The following is a 15,455-nucleotide window of genomic DNA, read 5'->3' on the forward strand; positions in this document are numbered from 1 at the left end:
GTCGCGTGTCCGTCCGTCCCGTGTCTGCCCGTCCCGTATCGGTGCGGACCGTATCTGCCCGTCCCGCATCCGTATGGACCGTACGTCGAAGCGCAGGACGCCTCCCGGCGTCACCACCGCCTGTACGGGACGGTCGTGCGGCTCCTCCGGGACCCGCGCGACCACCTCGTTGTCGTACAGCAGGACGGCCAGGGCCGGCTCGGCGCCCGCCTCGGCCAGCCGGCCCAGCACCCGGTCGTACGAGCCGCCACCGCGTCCCAGCCGCATACCGCGCCGGTCCACCGCGAGGCCGGGCAGCAGGACGACCTCCGCGTCCAGTACGGCGTCGGGACCGAGCCGTACACCGTCCGGCTCCAGCAGTCCCCGCCGCGCGCGTACCAGCCGCTCCGCGCCCTCGTACGGCGCCCAGTCCAGGTCGTTGTCCGCCATCAGCACCGGCAGCAGGACCCGTACGCCCCGCGCGCGCAGCGCGTCGAGCAGCGCGCGCGTCCCGGGCTCGCGCCCTACCGACACATACGCGGCGACGGTGCGGGCACGGGCCAGCTCCGGCAGCTCCAGGGCGCGCTCCGCGAGAACCGCCGCGGCTCTGCGCGCGTCTTCATCGGACAGCAGCTTCCTCGCGGCGAGAAGTTCGCTCCGCAGCGCGTCCTTTCCGGGCATGTCATCCCCCATCAGACATCACAAACCTCTCGTATGAGTACGGAAGAGGCGAAAGTTAACCAGAGCATCATCTTCCGCCCATACGCAGCAGATAGTGTGTTCGGCATGACTCAGTCGCCCTCCCGGGCCAGCTCCGCCAGGATCAGCAAGGCTGTCATCCCTGCCGCCGGCCTAGGCACCCGGTTCCTGCCCGCCACCAAGGCAACTCCTAAGGAGATGCTGCCGGTCGTCGACAAGCCGGCGATCCAGTATGTGGTCGAGGAGGCCGTGGCAGCCGGTCTCTCCGACGTGCTCATGGTGACCGGTCGCAACAAGCGTCCTCTTGAGGACCACTTCGACCGGAACTACGAGCTGGAAGAGGCGCTCACCCGCAAGGGAGACCTCGAACGCCTCGCCAAGGTCCAGGAGTCCAGCGACCTCGCCACCATGCACTATGTGCGTCAGGGCGATCCCAGAGGCCTCGGCCACGCCGTCCTCTGCGCGGCTCCGCACGTCGGCGACCAGCCCTTCGCGGTCCTGCTCGGCGACGACCTGATCGATCCGCGCGATCCGCTGCTGGCCCGGATGGTCGAGGTCCAGGAGCGTGAGGGCGGCAGTGTCATCGCCCTCATGGAGGTCGATCCGTCGCAGATCCATCTCTACGGATGCGCCGCGGTCGAGCCCACGCGCGACGCCGATGTGGTCAAGGTGCACGATCTGGTCGAGAAGCCCGACGCCGCCGACGCGCCCAGCAATTACGCGATCATCGGCCGCTATGTCCTCGATCCCGCCGTCTTCGGGATACTGCGCAAGACCGCGCCGGGCCGTGGCGGCGAGATCCAGCTCACGGACGCGCTTCAGCAGCTCTCCGCGGACGAGAAGGTCGGCGGGCCGGTCCACGGCGTGGTCTTCAAGGGCCGCCGCTATGACACCGGTGACCGCGGCGACTATCTCCGTGCCATTGTCAGACTCGCATGCGAACGTGAAGACCTGGGCCCGGACTTCCGGACCTGGCTCCGCGGTTATGTCGCGGAGGAGATGTAGCACTTGATGTAGCACTTGACGAGGAGATACGGCACTTGAGCAGCACGGCGGAATCGGCACCGGCGGCCTACGGCCACGAGCGGCTCTGGTCGGTGGACGACCATCTCGCGGACATTCTCGCGGCGGTGCACCCGCTCGATCCCATCGAGCTGCAACTTCTCGATGCGCAGGGCTGTGTCCTCGTGGAGGACATCACGGTGCCGGTGGCGCTGCCGCCGTTCGACAACAGCTCCATGGACGGCTACGCGGTCCGTACGGTCGATGTCGCGGGCGCCACCGAGGAGTTTCCCGCCGTGCTGACCGTCGTCGGCGATGTCGCGGCGGGCAGCGGCGCCCTGCCCGAGGTCGGCCCCGGGCAGACCGCCCGGATCATGACCGGCGCCGCGCTGCCGCCGGGCACCGAGGCCGTCGTTCCGGTGGAGTGGACCGACGGCGGTACGGGCGGCGGCGCGGCCACCTCGATGCGCCCGGCCGGCGAGGCGCCGGACGGCGCGAGCGGCGAGGTGCGGGTGTACCGCCCGGTTGAGGCCGGCGGCCATGTACGCGCGCGCGGCAGCGATGTGCAGGCGGGCGATCTGGCCCTGGAGGCCGGTACGGTCCTGGGCCCGCCGCAGATCGGGCTGCTGGCCGCCATCGGCCGCGGTTCGGTACGGGTCCGCCCGCGCCCGCGCGTGGTCGTGCTCTCCACCGGCAGCGAGCTCGTCCAGCCCGACGAGCAGCTCGGCGACGGCCAGATCTACGACTCGAACAGCTTCGCGCTCACCGCGGCGGCCAGGGACGCGGGCGCCATCGCGTACCGGGTGGGCGCCGTCACCGATGACGCGGACACCCTGCGCGCCACCATCGAGGACCAGCTCATCCGCGCCGACATGGTGGTCACCACGGGCGGCGTCAGCGTCGGCGCGTACGACGTCGTCAAGGAGGCGCTCTCCTCCGTAGGAGACGAGGACGAGGACGGCGGAGGAGTCGATTTCCGCAAGCTCGCGATGCAGCCGGGCAAGCCGCAGGGCTTTGGTTCGATCGGCCGGGAGCACACTCCGCTGCTCGCCCTTCCCGGGAATCCGGTCTCGTCGTACGTCTCCTTCGAGCTGTTCGTACGTCCCGCGATCCGCAGGCTGATGGGCCTGGAGGAGGTGCACCGCCCGAAGGTCCGCGCCACGCTCGCGGCGGACAAACCGCTCTCGTCGCCGGCCGGCCGCCGTCAGTTCCTGCGTGCCGCGTACGACGCCGAGGCGCGCTCGATCACTCCGGTCGGCGGCGCCGGATCGCATCTTGTCGCCGCACTTGCCCATGCCGACGCGCTGATCGTCGTCCCGGAGGACGCGGTCTCGGTCGAGCCCGGTACGGACGTCGATGTGGTCCTGATCGGCTGATGCGCCCGTGTGGCGGTACCGTGTCTGCCCACACAGGCCCTGACGGGCCCGGACCGGGAGCGCCACAGCGAATGACTGTGTTTTCCCGGGGGGAGACCCCCGGACCCTCTCAGCAGGGCGGCTTGACCCATGTCGACGAGTCGGGCGCGGCCCGTATGGTCGATGTCTCGGCGAAGGAGATCACCGCGCGCACCGCACGCGCGAGCGGCCGGGTGCTGGTGTCGCCGCGCGTCGTCGAACTGCTCAGGGGCGGAGGAGTACCCAAGGGCGACGCGCTCGCCACCGCCCGTATCGCGGGCATCATGGGCGCGAAACGGACTCCGGAGCTGATTCCGCTCTGCCATCCGCTGGCCGTCTCGGGCGTCACGGTCGACCTCGCGGTCACGGACGACGCCGTCGAGATCCTCGCCACGGTCAAGACCACGGACCGTACGGGCGTCGAGATGGAGGCGCTGACGGCTGTGTCGGTGGCCGCGCTTACCCTCGTGGACATGGTGAAGGCGGTCGACAAGGGCGCGGTCATCACGGACGTACGGGTCGAGGAGAAGACCGGCGGCAGGTCGGGCCACTGGACCCGCCGCCCGGAGCCACCGGGCGCCGCGACGCAGGGCGAGGCGGACGGGGCGGAGTCATGAGCGCGCGGGCGGGTGAGAGCCCGGAGAACGCTGTCCCGGGAGGCGTATCCGGCGCCGCATCCGACGCCGGTGAGCCGGTGGTACGGAGGCCGTCGGCCACGGCGCCGGAACCGACGGCCACGCAGCCGACGCGTCGGAGGACCTATCGCGCGCTCGTCGTCACCGCGTCGAATCGCGCCGCCGCCGGTGTCTACGCCGACACGGGCGGCCCGATCCTCGCCGAGGGCCTCACCGCGCTGGGCTTCTCCGTCGACGGACCGGAGGTCGTCCCTGACGGAGAGCCCGTCGAGCGGGCCCTGCGCGCGGGCGTCGCCGCCGCGTACGACGTCATCCTGACCACCGGCGGTACGGGCATCTCGCCCACGGACCGCACCGCCGATGTCACCCGGCGCGTGATCGACTACGAGATCCCGGGCATCCCCGAGGCGATCCGCGCCGAGGGCGCCGTGAAGGTTCCGACCGCCGCGCTCTCGCGTGGCCTGGCCGGTGTGGCCGGGCGGACCTTGATCGTGAACCTGCCGGGCTCGACGGGCGGCGTACGCGACGGTCTCGCCGTGCTGAACCGGCTGCTCGTCCACGCCGTGGACCAGATCCACGGCGGCGATCACCCTCGTACCGATCAGCACCGTACCGATCAGCCTCGTACCGATCACTCCGGTACCGATCGCCCCCGTACCGATCAACTTGGTACCGATCAGCTCAGCACCGATCACCCCCGTACCTCCGGATGAACCCGTCGTGGCCCGTGACGCTGGTGGACGGCGATATCGCCCTCCGCCCGATAAGGCTGCGCGACCAGCGCGCGTGGCGTGAGGTGAACCGGCGGAACCGCGACTGGCTGCGGCCCTGGGAGGCGACGATCCCGCCGCCGCCACCGGGCGGCCCGGTCGCCCAGCGTCCCACCTACCGTCAGATGGTCCGCCATCTGCGCGCCGAGGCCGGCGCGGGCCGGATGCTGCCGTTCGTGGTCGAGTACCAGGGACGGCTCGTCGGCCAGCTCACCGTCGCCGGGATCACCTGGGGATCGATGTGCTCGGGACATGTCGGCTACTGGGTGGACCGCGAGGTCGCGGGCCGTGGCGTGATGCCGACCGCCGTTGCGCTCGCCGTCGACCACTGTTTCCGTATGGTCGGACTACACCGTGTGGAGATCTGCATCCGCCCGGAGAACGGGCCCAGCCGCCGGGTGGTCGAGAAACTCGGATTCCGCGAGGAGGGACTGCGCCCGCGCTATCTGCATATCGACGGGGCGTGGCGGGACCATCTCGTGTTCGTGCTCACGGCCGAGGAGGTGCCCGAGGGACTGCTGCGCCGGTGGCGGCAGGCACGACCGGGAACGCATAGAAAATGAAATACTTGTTCGATAGTGATCGACATATGGCTATAAACTGATCTGAACAGTCACAAAAAAAGTCCGTGATATCAGCCAGATCGTGCGACACACCGGCTCAATTGGCCGATGCCCTGATGCGAACCCCTCTACGGTGTGAACCGTGAGCAGCAGCGGCCTCATCTACGCAGTCATCGTCGGGGCCTGGGCCGCCTACTTGGTGCCGATGTGGCTCCGCAGGCAGGACGAGCTCAATGAGGCACGTCCGACGGAGCGCTTCAGTACCGCCATCCGGCTGCTGTCCGGAAGGGCGGCCATGGAGCGCCGTTACGCCAAGGAGCTTCAAGGGCGCGCCGCCGAGGAGGCGGGGTCCGACGGGGAAACGGACGCCGGCACGGAGTCGATGAGCTCCGTCGACGTCCGGGCCTTCGCCGCGCCTCCGGCCCGTACGGAAGCCCGGATGGAGATCCGCGCGGACGTCCCCGCACCGGCCAGGTCCGTACCCGCACCGTCGCGCAAGGCATCCAGGCCCGCACCGGCACGTCCGGCGCGCGCCTCCGCGCCTGCCCGGCGCGCGCGCCCTTCGGGAGCCGCGGCCGAACGCGCCCGGCGCGCGCAGCGCTTGCAGGTCCTGGCGCGCCGACGGCGTACCACCGTGGTCCTCTTCCTGACCTTCACGTTCGGCACGATCGTCGCGGCGGTCGGCGGACTCGGCTTCCTCTGGGCGCCGGCGGTCCCGGCCGTACTGCTGAGTACGTACATCGTGCATCTGCGCGCCCAGGAGCGGAGGCGCTTCGCGTTCACGATGGACCGGCGCAGGGCCGAGGCCGCGGCGCAGCGGCTCCGCGAGAACCGTCCGCGCCGCCATCTGCCCTCGACGGCGGCCGTGGGCGAGCCCGACGAGGAGCCCGAACCCTGCCCCGAACCGGAACCGGCGCCCACGGTCTCGCCGCAGGAGGCGGGCCGCCGCGCCCTGGTGGAGCAGACCGACCACGCGGAGTGGGTGGACCAGCAGCGCGAACGCGGCCCGGCGAGCGGCGAGAGCTGGGAACCGGTCCCGGTCCCGCTCCCCACCTATGTCACGGCCCCGGTCGCCCCACGCGCCACCAGCGGCGTCGAGGTCGGCGACCCGGAGACCTGGAGCGCGGCCCGCTCGTCCACCGCGGAACCGACCCCGGACACCACGGCCCCACCCCGCACCCCGCCACCCCGCCGCTCCCGCGACCGAGGCAGAACCCCTCTCTTCGACCAGTACGACGAAGACACCCGCCCCCGCGCCGCCAACGAGTAACCCGGCCCCGCCCCCACCCGTGACCAGCCCCCCAACGGATTTCCGAGCACGGCGACGGGAGTGCTAAGGTTTCACTCGTTGCAAGGGCCTGTGGCGCAGACTGGTAGCGCACCTCGTTCGCATCGAGGGGGTCAGGGGTTCAAATCCCCTCAGGTCCACAACAAGGGCCGTTCACGAGTCAGCTCGTAAACGGTTGACGGGATCCCGTCCGATCACTTCGATCGGGCGGGATCTCTGCGTTCTCACCCATGCCGTGCAGCGACTTGAGGACCGTGACTTCCGGAACAGCGACGAATGGGCCGACTCCAGCGGCGGCACTATGAGTCGGCGGTGCTCTCCCAGGCGGCGGTGACGCACCCTTCCTCCCAGTGCCACCATCCCTTCGCCGCGCCGTGTTCCAGAAGCTTGCGGATCTGCGGCAGGTCCGCCTCCGGCGGGACGTCCAGCGCCACCATCCGGTACCGCTCGATGCCCTCGCCCGTCGTGCCGAGTTTGTGGAAGATCTCCAGCACGCTCTGCCGGGCAGCGGCCGAGCCACCGTCCTTGAGAACGATCAGCCGGATCGTGCAGTTCTGCGAGGCCTGAACCGTCTTTCCAGCCCAGCGGACGCCTTCGTCGTCGATCTCCACTCGGATGATGTCGTCGCTGGCGACTCCGCGCACAAACCACGGAGTGTTGTCCAACCGCACCGTTCCATCGCCGAGGTCGATCGCCCACAGGCTCTCAACGCTCGCCGGCGGCCAGCCATCCTCGTCCACGTCCATCCGGAAGTGGACCTTCACATGGTCATCAGTAATACCCGTCACGGGACCATCATCCTCACTGCCCCGCTCCCGGAAGGCCGGATGATCACATCCGATGAAGGTGACGGCGACATGCAGCCACTGTGGCTGAGCGACACCCCGGCTTCTGCCGAGCTGTGGGCTCGTCTGCTCGCCGAGCACAGCACCTCAGGCCTTTGGCCTCTTCTTCTCGACGCCTATGCCCCAGGCGACGCCGAATTCCGGCCCTGGGCGTCCGGCGAACTGTTTCCTGAGAGCATGTCCTCTCCCCACGCGCACGACCCGGCCGATCTCCTGGCGCTGTGGTGGAGCGCGTACACGAAGACCGACGAGCACTATGACCTACTGACGCTGGACGAACGTCTTGCCGTCATCGCACCGTTCGGGCGGACCTTGCCAAGTCCAGTGCTCAGCCACGAGCCCGTGATGGGTGCTGATGAGATGGCCACAGAGTATGCGCGGGTCTTCGCCGACCAGCATCCCCAGTCGCGCCTCGGGCTCGTCGCCGCTGCCTGCGGCGCGGACGCCCTCACCGCTGCCGGCTGGGGCGGTCCCGCCAACTACGACAACGACACGGCCAAATTCTCCGCCGTCGTACGAGACTGGGAGCGCCGCTTCGGCGCACGCGTCGTAGCCGTCGGCTTCGACACCCTCCACCTCAGCGTCGTGGCACCCCCGATGAGCGCCGAGGGCGCCCTCCTGGTCGCTGCCGAGCACTTCGCCTTCTGCCCGGACAACATCTGGCAGGGCTCCCGTCCCCACACCCTGGACGCCTACGCGGAGCGCATCGTCGGGATGAACAGCTGGGACTTCTGGTGGGACTGACCCCCACGGCGGGAGCGCAGGGAACGATCACCTGAGCCCCGGCTTTTGAGGGATCTCCGGTGATGTCAACCCAGTTCGCGGGCACCTGGCAACGCGGCGCATGCGTCCACCAAGGTGTCAGCCCGGAGTCGGAGTTCGAGGGACTCCACCCCTACGACGATGACGCACACCTCGTCGCCGCCCACGGCCCGGGCCAGCCGCACCTCGACAGACGCTTCCGTACCGATCAGGGGATACGAATACCAGCGATCTGGCTTCTCGTCGTCGGTCTCCCCGACCCCGAGGCCGATCGTCTCCCAGTCTGTCTCGTCGAAGGCGTACCCCACGTAGTGCGACAGCAGTCCCAGGAAACCGCGCAGGTTGTGACCCCAGATCCACCCAGAGACCGGCTCTGCCATCCCCACCCCACCCCTCCGCCGACGACAGCATCGCAGACCTCGCCGACCAGCCGGCGCAGAGTGCGGGCGACGTTGGTCACGGCACCTGGGGTTCGTCAATCACAGCGGCTACGGCTAATGCCACGAGATGGTCCGTCCAGCAGTCGGACTCCTTGGTTGCGACCTCCGCACCGCACCCGCTGCATATGAGATTGGGGCCGTCCTGGCCGGAGAGTCCGCAGCAACCAGCGAGGCGCCGATGATCGGGATGGCGCTCCGTCCCGGGAACGTCATCCGGGTGAAGGATCAGAAGGCTGGCATCGAAATTGACCTTGAAGGTTCCCGGGGCCATCCGCGGCGAGACGACCTCGTGGACCGTCGGCCGCTGTGAACCCCGCAGCGGTTCTCCCGGTTCCAGCTCATTTGTCAGAACCTGCCGACAGTTGACGCAGCGAAAAATGGTCACGCGGCCATTCTCCGCTCCCTTGCACCCAGCGAGATCCGGCCGATGGCTCGCGGTCTCGCCCATATCGGACTTCAAGGGTAACGATCACTTCGCACACGCGGAACGATCTCCAACACGTCGCATTGACCCTGATCAGGCCCACTCGTGAACACCCCACAGCACGGCAGTTCATGAGATCCCGGTCAGACGGTCACCGTCGGGCCGGGATTTTTTGTGTCCGGAGCCGGGCGGCGGGGCGGCTGGGGTGGTGCGCCCCCTTGTGCGCCTGGGGGTGTTTCTTTGCGCCGGGGGGTTGAGGGGGATTCGGCTTTGCGAGGTGTGTGAGGCGCGGGACAGTGAGGGGATCAAAGGGGGAACAATATGACTACTCCGCCTGTGGATGACGGCAAGGGTGTCGGGGAAGACGGTGCGCCGCGTGTGCCGCGGCAGTTGGGAGAGCCGGAGGATTCGGTTGGGGGGCCGACGCCGCGGGTAGGGGAGGATCAGAACGCCGCCACCCGTTATATGTGCACCGGAGTGCGCCTCTACGAGGGCTTCGCGCGCACCGTGATGAACGAGATGAGCCAGGAGCGGATCAAGGCGCGGGCTCCTTCGTACGGAGTCGATCTCGACCAGGTGCGCGAGCACGCCGAGGACTCGCTGCGTGACCTGCGGGAACGGGACCGGTATGTCGCCGCGGCGTTTGTGCTCTCCCTGGTGCTGGCACCTGCGGCCACCGTCATCTACGGCCTCATGTCGGGAGTCATGGGTGGCGGCCTTCAGCAGCGTCTGCCGCTGAAGGGCCGCCTTCCGGCAGGCTCGGCGGGCCACGCGTATCTGACCAAGCCCTCGGACTCGGTGGTCACGACCGTTCTGCGTCCGCTGGTCTTCCAGCTCCTGATGCTGTTCATCGCCTGCTTGATCGGCCAGAACGTGCTGTGGGTGGTGCCGAACCTCGTCATGTCGTACCTGCTGGGCCTGGTACTGCTGGTCGGCTGTCCCTGGTACTTCACCTACCGGCAGCGCGACGCGGCCTGGAAGGTGGTCAGGGAATGGCTGCGGCCCGGTTCCGCACTCATCGGCAGCGAGGCCGCCGATGACACCAATCTGATCGTCTACAGCGGTTTCACGCCGTTCGTCGGGGCCGGAGTGCAGTCCAGCTCATGGTCGTTCGCGACCCGACTGGTGCCGAAGGGCTCGACGCCGGGCAGCGCCGTGAAGCCGCCTCCGGTGCCGTTCGGATCGTCCGAGCTGGTGGAGCGGCTCGGCGCCGATCTGCTGGAGCTGCGCGCGCAGTCCCCGGTCTCGTCGGACGGCATCGCGGGCATGCAGATCCGCGAGAAGGTCTTTGTGCACGGCTCGGAACTGCTGAACACCAAGCTGCTCCGCCGCGCCGAGATCTGGCCCGGCCGAGGCGCGGGAGCGGGCAGGAAGCGGCCCACCGGCCAACTCCCGCAGGAGACGGTCGAGTCCGTACGCGGACGCATCGACGGACCGGTCAGGCACTGTCTGTCCGTACAGATCCGGAGCTGGGGTACGGATCTGGTCCTCACCGTCTTCGTCCAGATCGCGGTGAACGGCGGGACGCTCTATCTCCAGACGGACACCAGGGTGCTGCCTCCGGTCAAGGAGGAGTTCCGGGTGGCCGACTCGCTCAGCGCGGTGGAGAGCGACGAGGAGAAGTGGCGCAGGATCGGCGACGCGCTGCTCGCCGCCGGCTCCGTGTCGCTGGCCTCCATGCCTCATGTCATCGCGGAACTGCGCGCCGGCCGGAGGCTGGAGCGGTGGGAGGAGGCCCAGCGCTGGGCCATCCGCCACGACGCGCGGTACGACTACGGCGCGCGCCTCAGTCTGCGCGAGGCCGCCGCGTCGCCCAACTACCGCAACTTCTTCCAGTTCGTGGATGTGACCAGGGCGGGCAAGCAGGTCGAGCTCCAAGTGCTCGGCTCCGTCATGAACTTCCTCGCGGACCACGGCCTGGACACCAGCGATCTGGACGCCCGCAGAACGATGATCCTGAACAACGGCGTGATGATGTACGGCGGTTCCGTGACCGGCAGTATCGCCGCCGGAGCCGGCGCGGCTGCCACGAGCACCGGTCTCGCGGGCGGCGGACACGGCGCGGCGGGCCCGGCCGGCGCGGTCGGCGCGACGGGCTGATGAGACAGCCGGAAAGGGAAGGATTTCCATGGGCGAGGGCCCGCAGGTCAACGAAGGCATTGTGCTGAGCGGGAACGCGCAGGTGCGTGACAGCGCTCTGGCGGCGGGCCGGGGAGCGACGGCGACCACACACAACACGGGCGCGGACGCGGCCACCGTGAGCGCCGAGGCCGTACGCGCGGCTCTGGAGACGATCGCCGAGCTGAAGCGCCGTCTGGACGAGCCAGCTCCGGGCGCGGGTACGGGCGGCGCGAGTACAGGCAGCGCGGGTACGGGTACGGGCGCGGCGGCGGACGTGGAGCTCTCCGCCGAGCGGAGGCAGGAGGCCAGGGCGGCGGCGGACGCGCTGGAGGAGGAGCTCGCGGCCGGTGAGGTCGACCAGGAGCGTGTCACCGGGCGCCTGGAGCGGCTGCGTACCGCCGTGGGCAACGCGACGGCGCTGCTCGGCCTGGTGGCCTCCGCGCAGGAGAGCATCCGGGCGATCGCGGGCGGCTGATCACGGATCGCTGACTATGGGCCGCTGACGACCGGCGGCTTCACGGACGGTCCGGGCCGGTCGGTTCCGTACGGGCTACGAGCCCGGCCCGGCCCGTACGGAACCGACCGGAACCGACCGCCCAGGCACAGGCAGCCATCCGCAGGGACGGCCGCCACGGGCCGGTCGGCTCCGTACGGGCCGGCTCCGCCCGGAGATATCGATAAGTCTCGTACTGAGGAACGAAATTGATGAGGTAATGGCCCGAAGAAGCCACCGTATTCGCCCACTTGGGTGACGCGGACTCACGGAATTTCTCCATGGGCCACTACTGTGCCGGAACATGACCTCTGCCAATACCGCGTCGGGCCGCGCCCAATATGCGGCGCTTCTGGGCACCCTCTCGGTGATTCCCTGGACCAGCGATCCCTCCAGCAGCGAGCGCAACGCACCTTTTCTGCTTGCCTATTCGCTCGGTGACGGCCGTGGCGGTCCTGAGGCTGGAGAAGAGGCGATGCGCGCGGTTCTCCATGAGGTCGGGCTGGATCCCGGTGGCGATCTGGTCGATGTCGCGGACGCGCCTCATGTCTCGATCAAGCTGTTGGTGGAGGCCGGGCGGGCCGTTCTGACGATGCCGTATCTGAACGCGCAGTGCCCTGTCCCACCGGAATGGGAGCGGGACGCGCGGCAGCACGGACAGGTCTATTTCCTGGTCGCCACCCGTCCCTGGGCGGACGGTACGCCGGGCAGGCCGATGACCGAGGAGCGGTTGCGCGCCTTTGTCGGAGACGCGGACACGCTCGCGGGCGCCGCGCACTGTCTCGTACCGATCAGCAGTCTGCGCGGCTGAGGCGGAGCGGCCATCATGACGACTGTATTGGCCCGTGGCCATGGCTCATCGGTCGAGGAGACGGCCGACCGCACCGACGAGGTATGGGGCGGCACCCGGGCGTTCGCGCTGTTGCTGGTGATCACCGGTGGTGCGGGACTGCTGGCCGCATGGGTCATCACTCTGGACAAGTTCAAGCTGCTCGAAGACCCGAACTTCACGCCGGGATGCAGTCTCAATCCCGTGGTCTCCTGCGGCAACATCATGAAGAGCGAGCAGGCGTCGGTCTTCGGCTTCCCGAATCCGATGCTCGGGCTGGTCGCTTACGCCGTGGTGATCGCCATCGGTGCCGGGCTGCTGGCCGGAGCGCGTTACCGGCGCTGGTTCTGGCTCGGAATGAACGCGGGCACGCTCTTTGGTGTCGGGTTCTGCACCTGGCTCCAGTACCAGTCCTTGTACAGCATCAACTCGCTCTGCCTGTGGTGCTCTCTGGCCTGGATCGCCACCATCGTGATGTTCTGCTACGTCACCGTGCACAACGTCGAGCACCGGATCCTGCCCGCTCCCGCCGGTCTGCGCGGTGCGCTGAGCGAGTTCCACTGGGCGCCGCCCGTGCTGTGGATCGGCGTCATCGGGATGCTCATCCTGACGCGCTGGTGGGACTTCTGGACAAGCTGAGCACGTAGGCAAGTTGAGTGGAAGTCCGGGCCCTCGCGGGCCCGGCAGCATCCGGCAGAAAGGCGCTACGGAGGGCTCACCGGAGGGCTCAGAAGGCCCAACGGACGTCGAGAGCCCAACGGACGGCCCTACGGAGTCACTTGCCGAGCGAGAGCCCGCCGAGCAGCTTGCCCGCGCCCGCAACCGCGCCCGCTCCCTTGTCCGTTGACTTGGCGGCTCCCTTGCCCTTGCTCGCCCCCTTGCCCTTGCCGGCGCCCTTCCCCTTCCCCGTGCCCTTCTTGTTCAGCCCGTCCGTGGTCTTCTTCACCGCGTTGATGACCGAGCCCTCGTTCTCCGTGTCCAGCGCATTGGTCTTGAGCGGCGATCCGTCACGCAGTCCGTTGCTGGCCACGGCGTCCAGAGCGCCGTTCAGGCTGGACGGAGTGAGTGGGGCATCGGCGGCGAAGGCCGGGGCGGCGGCACCCAGGGCCATGACGGAACCGGCGACGACCGCGGCGATCTTCATGGGCTTCATATCGGGAATCCTTCTCTCAGCGGTGTCGGATGACGGAACAACTCTCGTTTCGCACAGGCCTCTTGGGAGTTTTCCCGAGGCGGCCTCGTCATGAGTAACGATTCCTCGGCGCGGCGGAAACTCCGTCAGGTGCGAATTCTGGACGGGCCACCCGAATGAAGGGGACCCGACTGTTCCTCGTATCGAATGTGCCTCCGCGTCGTTGAGGGCGGAGATCCTCGGCGAAGGTCCTCGGAGGCAAAGCAGAAGAGCCGCTCCGTCCCCGAAGGGACGAGCGGCTCTCGCGTGTGACGTCTCAGGCGACGGCGAATCCGGTCACTTGTTGAGGCAGACGTTCCCGAAGGTCGGGTTGAGCAGACCGATGATGTCGATGGTGTTGCCGCAGAGGTTCAGGGGCACGTGGACCGGAATCTGGATGATGTTGCCGGACAGAACGCCCGGGGAGCCGACAGCCGCGGCCTGCGCGTCGGCGTCGGCGAAGGCGACGCCGGAGGTGCCGGCGACAGCGGCGGCGGCCGCGGTGGAGAGAACAACAGCCTTGGCGATACGCGACATGGAGAAGCGCTCCTCGGTACGTAATGAGATGGCATAAACGCCGGGCGCGTTTGCCCGACTTATGCATCAACGTCTGACTGGACCATCGGTTGCGCACCCGAATGAGTGACGCTCCCCCAGGAGCGCGCCCGCGTCTGGTACCGGAGGCGTACCCCGGCGACCGTACTCCGGAGTGTTCTTGTACGGTCAGCACCTTTCAGCGCGTCTGACGTGATTTTCACTCCGCCCTCTGTAAAGGTGCCTTCTTGTTTCGGTCTTCGAGACGGAGAGCACATATGCGGAATTCGGCGGTTCTTGCTGTGAGACGTGGCTGGGTATGCGGTCTGCTCTTTCTCGCGGTGTCGGCGGTGGCTTTTTCCGCCGCACCGGTGACCGGGGCCGGGGCCGAGGAGGAATCCCGTATTCCCTTCGGTCGGCGCTATCACGTGGTGCAGCACGGAGGTATCGCGCGGGCGGCCAATTCGGCTGTCTCCTGCCGGACCGTGACGGCGAAAACTCCTCGGGCCTGTGTATCCGCCCGCGCCGGTGCCGCCGCGGCCAATCAGCGCTTCGAGATGTTCTACGCGGATGTCGACAAGGACCCGAACACCTACAACTCCACGCGGGCCAGGCTCCGGCTGCCCGCGGGCTCCCGGGTCAGTTACGCGCGGCTGTACTGGGGCGGGAATCTGCTGGTCGGAGAGCAGAAGCCGGCCAGGGACAACGGCCAGGTGCTGCTCGCGGAACCGGGCGGGCAGTACAAGTGGGTACGCGCGGACTCGGTGGTCGGGCACCGTACGGGCGATGGCGCGGATGCCTTTCAGGCATCTGCGGATGTGACGCCTCTCGTCAGGACCAGCGGTCCCGGGATGTACACCGTGGCGCAGATCAATGTGGCCATGGGACGTTCCGAGGTCGGTGCCTGGGGCGGCTGGAGCCTGGTCGTCGCCTATGAGAAGGACGACGCCCCGCTGCGTCATCTCTCGCTCTGGGACGGATTCGAATCGGTCGGCACGGACAGTACGGACCGCACGGACAGTACGGACAGTACGGACCGCACGGACGGGACGGACAGTACGAACCGGACGCAGCTACGTATCGATGTCGGTTCGCTGCGTGTGCCGGCGCGAGCGGCCGGACGGCTGGGAGTCGTCGCGTACGACGGCGACCGCGGAATCCGCGGCGATTCGCTGACCGCGCAAACCGATCGCGGCAAGCGAGTGACGCTCTCCAACAAAGCTAATCCATCAGATGATGTGATGAATTCCAGTATTACGGAGTTCGGTGCGTCAGTGAAGGAAAGACAACCCTCTTATGTGAACACTCTTGGCTATGACGCGGACGTGTTCGACCTGCGTGGTGCTTTTGTCTCTGGCGGTGATCGGCTTAGCGTTCGATTCAGCAGTAAGCGTGACTCCGTCTGGCTGGGTGCGTTTTTCGTAGAGGCGGATGCACGGAGTTGACGCCGGGCGACTCCAGCCCGCTCCAGAGATCGCTTTTCTGTAGTGACGAGTGGAAAGAGTT

17 protein-coding genes, 1 tRNA gene and 1 pseudogene are annotated in these 15,455 nt (G+C 68.3%); 13 read left to right on the plus strand and 6 right to left on the minus strand.

The genetic code is table 11. The features are described 5' to 3' along the window. Positions 1–81: 81 nt before the first annotated feature. Positions 82–672: pseudogene (locus ACFV6H_RS04440) on the minus strand (5-formyltetrahydrofolate cyclo-ligase); the annotation flags it as partial. Between the two features lie 93 nt (positions 673–765). Between ACFV6H_RS04440 and galU the strand changes: the two are divergent. The 7 genes from galU to ACFV6H_RS04475 all read left to right on the plus strand — a co-directional run bounded on the left by galU (position 766) and on the right by ACFV6H_RS04475 (position 6,470). After that, positions 766–1,683: a UTP--glucose-1-phosphate uridylyltransferase GalU gene (galU, locus tag ACFV6H_RS04445; protein WP_093600126.1), complete on the plus strand. Its 918-nt coding sequence runs from the start codon at positions 766–768 to the stop codon at positions 1,681–1,683. Between the two features lie 35 nt (positions 1,684–1,718). Then, on the plus strand, positions 1,719–3,056 hold the full coding sequence (glp, locus tag ACFV6H_RS04450) for a gephyrin-like molybdotransferase Glp (protein WP_385538535.1): 1,338 nt from the start codon (positions 1,719–1,721) through the stop codon (positions 3,054–3,056). 71 nt (positions 3,057–3,127) lie between these two features. After that, entirely contained in the window at positions 3,128–3,691 is a 564-nt protein-coding gene (gene moaC / locus ACFV6H_RS04455; RefSeq protein ID WP_384779577.1) for a cyclic pyranopterin monophosphate synthase MoaC, read from the plus strand. Positions 3,692–3,768: 77 nt separating this feature from the next. Then, positions 3,769–4,422: a molybdenum cofactor biosynthesis protein B gene (locus ACFV6H_RS04460; protein WP_385538959.1), complete on the plus strand. Its 654-nt coding sequence runs from the start codon at positions 3,769–3,771 to the stop codon at positions 4,420–4,422. After that, positions 4,419–5,042: a GNAT family N-acetyltransferase gene (locus ACFV6H_RS04465; RefSeq protein ID WP_384977117.1), complete on the plus strand. Its 624-nt coding sequence runs from the start codon at positions 4,419–4,421 to the stop codon at positions 5,040–5,042. Before ACFV6H_RS04460 ends, ACFV6H_RS04465 begins: the two co-directional genes overlap by 4 nt. 142 nt (positions 5,043–5,184) lie before the next feature. Beyond that, positions 5,185–6,312: a gephyrin-like molybdotransferase receptor GlpR gene (gene glpR, locus ACFV6H_RS04470; protein ID WP_384977119.1), complete on the plus strand. Its 1,128-nt coding sequence runs from the start codon at positions 5,185–5,187 to the stop codon at positions 6,310–6,312. Positions 6,313–6,396: 84 nt separating this feature from the next. Further along, positions 6,397–6,470: transfer RNA gene (locus tag ACFV6H_RS04475), tRNA-Ala, on the plus strand. Positions 6,471–6,629: 159 nt separating this feature from the next. Here ACFV6H_RS04475 and ACFV6H_RS04480 read toward each other — a convergent pair. Continuing rightward, positions 6,630–7,118, minus strand: a complete 489-nt coding sequence (locus tag ACFV6H_RS04480; RefSeq protein WP_384977121.1) for a DUF4265 domain-containing protein — start codon at positions 7,116–7,118, stop codon at positions 6,630–6,632. A 69-nt stretch (positions 7,119–7,187) separates the two neighbouring features. On the opposite strand from ACFV6H_RS04480, the gene ACFV6H_RS04485 reads away from it, so the two are divergent. Continuing rightward, positions 7,188–7,919, plus strand: coding sequence for a DUF4253 domain-containing protein (locus tag ACFV6H_RS04485; RefSeq protein ID WP_385538539.1), 732 nt, complete (start codon positions 7,188–7,190; stop codon positions 7,917–7,919). A 65-nt stretch (positions 7,920–7,984) separates the two neighbouring features. Here ACFV6H_RS04485 and ACFV6H_RS04490 read toward each other — a convergent pair whose 3' ends face one another. Then, positions 7,985–8,317: a hypothetical protein gene (locus ACFV6H_RS04490; protein ID WP_384977127.1), complete on the minus strand. Its 333-nt coding sequence runs from the start codon at positions 8,315–8,317 to the stop codon at positions 7,985–7,987. Positions 8,318–8,393: 76 nt separating this feature from the next. Beyond that, positions 8,394–8,762 carry a hypothetical protein gene (locus ACFV6H_RS04495; protein ID WP_384977129.1) on the minus strand — a complete coding sequence of 123 codons (369 nt, stop codon included), beginning with the start codon at positions 8,760–8,762 and terminating at the stop codon, positions 8,394–8,396. 504 nt (positions 8,763–9,266) lie between these two features. Between ACFV6H_RS04495 and ACFV6H_RS04500 the strand changes: the two genes are divergently transcribed. The 4 genes from ACFV6H_RS04500 to ACFV6H_RS04515 all read left to right on the plus strand — a co-directional run bounded on the left by ACFV6H_RS04500 (position 9,267) and on the right by ACFV6H_RS04515 (position 12,883). Further along, positions 9,267–10,901: a hypothetical protein gene (locus tag ACFV6H_RS04500; protein ID WP_385538542.1), complete on the plus strand. Its 1,635-nt coding sequence runs from the start codon at positions 9,267–9,269 to the stop codon at positions 10,899–10,901. Between the two features lie 28 nt (positions 10,902–10,929). Then, the gene (locus tag ACFV6H_RS04505; protein WP_385538544.1) at positions 10,930–11,397 is read left to right on the plus strand and encodes a hypothetical protein; all 468 of its coding nucleotides are present in this window, start codon (positions 10,930–10,932) and stop codon (positions 11,395–11,397) included. Positions 11,398–11,719: 322 nt separating this feature from the next. Then, complete coding sequence (locus tag ACFV6H_RS04510; protein ID WP_176732772.1) at positions 11,720–12,226, plus strand: DUF5949 family protein; 507 nt, start codon at positions 11,720–11,722, stop codon at positions 12,224–12,226. Positions 12,227–12,241: 15 nt separating this feature from the next. Further along, entirely contained in the window at positions 12,242–12,883 is a 642-nt protein-coding gene (locus ACFV6H_RS04515) for a vitamin K epoxide reductase family protein (RefSeq protein WP_385538547.1), read from the plus strand. A gap of 136 nt (positions 12,884–13,019) precedes the next feature. Here the strand turns inward: ACFV6H_RS04515 and ACFV6H_RS04520 are convergent, their stop codons facing one another. Both ACFV6H_RS04520 and ACFV6H_RS04525 read right to left on the minus strand, forming a co-directional pair. Next, on the minus strand, positions 13,020–13,397 hold the full coding sequence (locus tag ACFV6H_RS04520) for a hypothetical protein (RefSeq protein WP_384779645.1): 378 nt from the start codon (positions 13,395–13,397) through the stop codon (positions 13,020–13,022). A 315-nt stretch (positions 13,398–13,712) separates the two neighbouring features. Next, on the minus strand, positions 13,713–13,952 hold the full coding sequence (locus ACFV6H_RS04525) for a chaplin (protein WP_384977137.1): 240 nt from the start codon (positions 13,950–13,952) through the stop codon (positions 13,713–13,715). 482 nt (positions 13,953–14,434) lie between these two features. On the opposite strand from ACFV6H_RS04525, the gene ACFV6H_RS04530 reads away from it, so the two are divergent. After that, positions 14,435–15,394, plus strand: coding sequence for a DUF3344 domain-containing protein (locus tag ACFV6H_RS04530; RefSeq protein ID WP_385538550.1), 960 nt, complete (start codon positions 14,435–14,437; stop codon positions 15,392–15,394). Positions 15,395–15,455: the final 61 nt, after the last annotated feature.

The sequence above is a fragment of the Streptomyces sp. NPDC059743 genome, from assembly GCF_042732975.1.
In the GTDB taxonomy this organism is placed as follows: domain Bacteria; phylum Actinomycetota; class Actinomycetes; order Streptomycetales; family Streptomycetaceae; genus Streptomyces.